The sequence below is a fragment of the Protofrankia sp. CiP1_Cm_nod2 genome, from assembly GCF_920664355.1.
GTDB lineage: Bacteria > Actinomycetota > Actinomycetes > Frankiales > Frankiaceae > Protofrankia.
This window is the reverse complement of record NZ_CAKKTL010000349.1, coordinates 1-1,761: the sequence shown is the minus strand read 5'-3', so window position 1 is coordinate 1,761 and position 1,761 is coordinate 1. Positions and strand designations below refer to the sequence as shown.

The following is a 1,761-nucleotide window of genomic DNA, read 5'->3' as shown; positions in this document are numbered from 1 at the left end:
CACCTTCCTGCACGCCTTCGGCACTCCGGCTGCGGACACCGCCTGAAGGATCCCTCCACCCGCACGCCCAGGAGATCGTGCGTCCGGCGCGGTGTGGAGCGCAACGGTCAGCCGTATGCCATGGGACATCAACCGTCGATCGTGCCCCGCCGGCGCGTCGGACGACTGACCGAGCGCCAGAGGGGCACGATCGGGAAGAGCGCGATCTGAAAGATCACATTCCAGCGGAAAACGGCCTAACCATGGCGCAGGTCGCGTAGGACGGTTGCGGTCTCCAGGGCGGCGAAGGTGGCCTCGCGGCCCTTGTCCTCCGCCGAGGAGGGCAGGCCCGCGCGGTCGAGCGCCTGCTCGGCCGTGTCGCAGGTCAGCACGCCGAAGCCCACCGGGACGCCGGTGTCCAGGGCGACCCGGGTCAGCCCCTGCGTCACCGACTGGCAGACGTAGTCGAAGTGCGGGGTGCCACCGCGGATCACCACGCCCAGCGCCACCACCGCGTCGTGGCCGGCCGCCAGCGCCGCCGTCACGACCGGCAGCTCGACCGCGCCGGGCACCCGGACCAGCAGCGGGGAGGCGGCCCCGGCGTCCTTGGCCGCCCGCAGCGCGCCGTCGACGAGGGCGTCGGTGATCTCGGCGTGCCAGCGGGTCGCCACGACGGCCAGCCGCAGGCCGGTGCCGTCCGGGATCACCGGTGCCGGCGCGCCCTGGCCGCTCATGCCGTCTCGCCCTGGCAGATGTCCGCCATCAGCAGGTCCTCGCCGGTCACCACCGGCTCCGCCTCCGCGGCCGCGCGAGCCGCGTGCGCGCCCGCGTTCCCGACGCTCGTGCCCCCGACGCAGTGCAGCGGGACGTCGGCGCGGGCCCCCGCGGCCTTCGGCAGGCCCGGCAGGGCGGTCGGCAGGCTCGGCAGGGCGGTCGGCAGGCCCGGCAGGTCGTGCCCCATCCGGTCCCGCTTGGTGGTCAGATAGCGCAGGTTCTCCGGAGTGAAGTTCACCGGCAGCCCGACCCGTTCGACGACCTCCAGGCCGTAGCCCTCCAGCCCGGCCCGCTTGGTCGGGTTGTTCGTCAGCAGCCGCATCGTCCGGATGCCGAGATCGACCAGGATCTGGGCGCCGGTGCCGTAGTCACGCGCGTCCGCGGGCAGGCCGAGGGCGAGGTTGGCGTCCACGGTGTCGTGCCCGGCGTCCTGCATCTGGTAGGCCCGCAGCTTGTGGATGAGGCCGACGCCGCGGCCCTCGTGCCCCCGCATGTAGAGGACGACGCCCCGGCCCTCCTGGGCGATCATGCGCAGGGCGGCGTCGAGCTGCGTCCCGCAGTCGCAGCGGCGGGAGCCGAAGACGTCGCCGGTGAGGCATTCGCTGTGCACCCGCACCAGGACGTCACGGCCGTCCCCGATGTCCCCCTTGACCAGCGCGACGTGCTCCACGTCATCGATGACGCCGCGGTAGCCGAAGGCACGGAACTCGCCGTAGCCGGTGGGGATCCTGGTGTCGGCGACCCGCTCGACATGGTGCTCGCTGCGCCGCCGGTACGCCACCAGGTCGGCGATGGAGATCAGCAGCAGCCCGTGCTCCTCGGCGAACCGCGTCAGCTCCGGCAGCCGGGCCATGCTGCCGTCGTCGTTGACGATCTCGCAGATGGCGCCGGCGGGGCGCAGCCCGGCGAGCCTGGCCAGGTCCACCGCGGCCTCGGTGTGGCCGGGACGCCGTAACACCCCACCGACCTTCGCGCGCAGCGGGAAGATGTGGCCGGGCTTGGTGATGT

2 protein-coding genes are annotated in these 1,761 nt (G+C 73.3%); both read right to left on the bottom strand.

The annotated features are described in order from the left end of the window. Window positions 1-236: 236 nt before the first annotated feature. On the bottom strand, window positions 237-713 hold the full coding sequence (gene ribH, locus NBW84_RS23085; RefSeq protein ID WP_250287365.1) for a 6,7-dimethyl-8-ribityllumazine synthase: 477 nt from the start codon (window positions 711-713) through the stop codon (window positions 237-239). Next, window positions 710-1,761 (bottom strand): GTP cyclohydrolase II (ribA, locus tag NBW84_RS23080; RefSeq protein WP_250287364.1); only part of this gene is annotated, 1,052 nt, incomplete at its 5' end. The genes ribH and ribA, both read right to left, overlap by 4 nt.

Bases quoted from the DNA above. Each gene is read 5' to 3' on its own strand.
- ribH (WP_250287365.1), bottom strand. From the start codon at position 713: ATGAGCGGCCAGGGCGCGCCGGCACCGGTGATCCCGGACGGCACCGGC.